At 55.0% G+C, this 3,300-nt stretch carries 2 rRNA genes; both read right to left on the reverse strand.

Annotated elements, in window-relative coordinates:
- Window positions 1–74: 74 nt before the first annotated feature.
- Window positions 75–186, reverse strand: a 5S ribosomal RNA gene (rrf, locus tag ACYU7Q_RS21800).
- Window positions 187–287: 101 nt separating this feature from the next.
- A 23S ribosomal RNA gene (locus tag ACYU7Q_RS21805) occupies window positions 288–3,207 on the reverse strand.
- Between the last annotated feature and the right edge of the window lie 93 nt (window positions 3,208–3,300).

A 3,300-nucleotide genomic window follows, 5' to 3' on the forward strand; every position in this document is an offset into this window, starting at 1 on the left:
GTTCAGCACGACGTAAAGCAAAAATCCCTCTTGGTTGCTGGCGAAAGCATCCAAGAGGGATTCTCCTTGTAAAAGGTTGGCGGCGACCGACTCTCCCACCGGTGAAGGCAGTACCATAGGCGCACCGGGGCTTAACGGCTCTGTTCGGAATGGGAAGAGGTGAACACCCGGGCTAAAGCCACCATTGCTGGCGGGCTGTTGCGTGTTCGTGCAACAACTCAATAACTCGACATAAGGGGACAAAAACGAAACGTATGGCGCGCGCTCGACGCTGCACTTACGTGCTCAACAGAAGCCCTCGGCCACTTAGTACGGCTCAGCTATTGCATTTCTGCTTGTTCACCTGCCGCCTATCCACGTCGTCATCTCCGACGGGCCTTATTATTGGGAAATCTCATCTCCAGGTGAGTTTCGCACTTAGATGCTTTCAGCGCTTATCTCGTCCCAGCGTAGCTACCCGGCGCTGCACCTGGCGGTACAACCGGCGCACCAGCGGCTGGTCCATCCCGGTCCTCTCGTACTAAGGACAGGTCCTGTCAAATTTCCAACGCCCACCACAGATAGGGACCGAACTGTCTCACGACGTTCTGAACCCAGCTCGCGTGCCACTTTAATCGGCGAACAGCCGAACCCTTGGGACCTTCTCCAGCCCCAGGACGTGACGAGCCGACATCGAGGTGCCAAACCTCCCCGTCGATATGAGCTCTTGGGGGAGATCAGCCTGTTATCCCCGGCGTACCTTTTATCCTTTGAGCGATGGCCCTTCCATGCGGAACCACCGGATCACTATATCCGTCTTTCGACCCTGCTCGGCTAGTCGGCCTCACAGTCAAGCCCGCTTCTGCTATTGCGCTCTGCGTCCGGTTACCAAGCGGACTGAGCGGACCTTTGAAAGCCTCCGATACTCTTTTGGAGGCGACCACCCCAGTCAAACTACCCAGCAGCCACTGTCTCCCAGAATCCTGGGATTAGGCAGCAGGCACAGTAAGGGCGGTATTTCAACGTCGGCTCCCCGAGAACTAGCGTCCCCGGCTCAGCGCCTCCCGCCTATGCTACACATACTGAACCCACCACCAATGGCAACCTATAGTAAAGGTGCACGGGGTCTTTCCGTCCCGTGGCGGGTACTCGGCATCTTCACCGAGACTACAATTTCACCGAGCTCACGGCTGAGACAGCGCCCAGATCGTTACACCATTCGTGCAGGTCGGAACTTACCCGACAAGGAATTTCGCTACCTTAGGACCGTTATAGTTACGGCCGCCGTTTACCGGGGCTTCGATTCAAACCTTCGCCTTGCGACTAAGTTCCCCTCTTAACCTTCCGGCACCGGGCAGGTGTCAGACCTTATACGTCCGCTTGCGCGTTAGCAAAGTCATGTGTTTTTGTTAAACAGTCGCCTGGGCCTTTTCACTGCGGCTTCTCTTGTTGCCAAGAGGAAGCGACCCTTCTCCCGAAGTTACAGGTCCATTTTGCCGAGTTCCTTGGCCGTGATTCACTCGAGCGCCTCAGGATGCTCTCCTTGACTACCTGTGTCGGTTTGCGGTACGGGTGATAAATGGGTTAAAACGCTTAGCAGGTTTTCTTGGCAGTCGGATTAGGCACACTATCCGCGTGACCCGAAGGTCGTACGGTACTATCAGCTTTCGGCTAGGGTGGCGTACTTAACTACCTCCCCAATACCTACGGCCTTCAACGGGCACTTCCGTCCGCCCGCGGTGCTTTCACTTCTGCGTCACTGCATCACTTCCATTCATCAGTACAGGAATATTAACCTGCTGTCCATCGAGTTCACCTTTCGGCTGCCCCTTAGGTCCCGACTAACCCAGCTCCGATTAGCGTTGAGCTGGAAACCTTAGTCTATCGGCGTGCGGGTTTCTCACCCGCATTATCGTTACTCATGCCTACATATGCTTTTCTCCACGCTCCACCACGCCTGACGACGCGGCTTCACCGCAAGGAGAATGCTCCCCTACCACGTGACTGTCTTGCAAGTCACATCCAAAGCTTCGGTACTAGATTTGATGCCCGCGTATTATCGATGCCCGGTCGCTCGACCAGTGAGCTGTTACGCACTCTTTAAAGGAATGGCTGCTTCCAAGCCAACCTCCTGGCTGTCAAAGCAACTGGACCTCCTTTGTTCAACTTAATCTAGATTTAGGGACCTTAGCTGTTGGTCTGGGTTCTTTCCCTCTCGGCCGGGGACCTTAGCACCCCAGGCCTCACTGCCGCGTATAGCCACTGGCATTCGGAGTTCATCAGGATTCGGTAGGCTCTGACACCCCCTAGTCCTATTGGTAGCTCTACCTCCAGTGACCTCCACCGCGACGCTGTACCTCAATACATTTCGGGGAGTACGAGCTATTTCTCAGTTTGATTGGCCTTTCACCCCTACCCTCAAGTCATCCAAATCCTTTTCAACGGAAACTGGTTCGGTCCTCCAGTGCCTGTTACGGCACCTTCAACCTGCTCAAGGGTAGCTCACAAAGTTTCGCGTCTACCCCCCCCGACTGCGCGCCCTGTTCAGACTCGCTTTCGCTGCGGCTCCGAAGCTTAAACTTCTTAACCTTGCCGGGGAGGAGTAACTCGTAGGCTCATTATGCAAAAGGCACGCTATCAGGGCACTAAACCCCTCTAACTGCTTGTAAGCACACGGTTTCAGGTTCTTTTCACTCCGGTATTCCCGGTTCTTTTCACCTTTCCCTCACGGTACTAGTTCACTATCGGTGTCTCAGGAGTATGTAGCCTTGGCGGATGGTGCCGCCAGCTTCAGACGGGGTTTCTCCGGCCCCGCCCTACTCAGGGTACCGCTACCGTGAATCAGAAGTGTCGCTTACCGGGCTCTCACCGTCTATGGCCTGCTTTCCCAAGCAGTTCAGCTACCTCGATTCAATCAGATGTCGCGGCCCTACAACCCCGGATTGGCCGTAACCAACCCGGTTTGGGCTCCTCCCCGTTCGCTCGCCACTACTTGGGGAATCATTGTTATTTTCTTTTCCTGCCGGTACTTAGATGTTTCAGTTCCCGGCGTTTGCCACTGCGAGTCAAGCTCGTCAGTTCACGCATCTTCCATGCGCGGGGTTGCCCCATTCGGAAATCTCGGGATGAACGAGTATGTGCCTCTACCCCGAGCTTATCGCAGCTTATCGCGTCCTTCGTCGCCTCTGAGACCCTAGGCATCCCCCGTGTGCTCTTGCTTACTTCTTGTTTCGTAATCAACGCTCGTTAATTCCTCCATCGCTGAAGGCAAGCGCGCTACGCTTCGTTTTTGTTACCCCTTACGTCAAAGAACGTGTACTG

This window comes from Hymenobacter terrigena (assembly GCF_054776515.1).